Below are 342 nucleotides of genomic sequence, written 5' to 3' on the forward strand. Positions count from 1 at the left end.
GTTCGGTCACGATTTTATCAATTTCAGCTTTGGCTTGCGCCTGTGCTTTGGCAATCGAATCCGCCCCTAAACCAATACTCATCTGCTAGCGCAAGCGTCCTTCGCTTGTGCCTTTTGGATTTCCACAAATATATATTTTCAGCACAAGCGTGGACGCTTGCGCTATCGTATGGGTCGTGTATCAAGAGGCGAACGCCATTGATAAGTTAATTCATATTAAAAATCCACCGCACTTTTTTTCAGTGCGGTAGATTTTTCCTCTCTTTTTTAGATTTCGTGCAATAAGTTGCACGCTACGTTTTTTACCAATTAAAGTTCGGTCACGATTTTATCAATTTCAGC

It is taken from the genome of Aggregatibacter sp. oral taxon 458 str. W10330 (assembly GCF_000466335.1).
Lineage (GTDB): Bacteria > Pseudomonadota > Gammaproteobacteria > Enterobacterales > Pasteurellaceae > Aggregatibacter.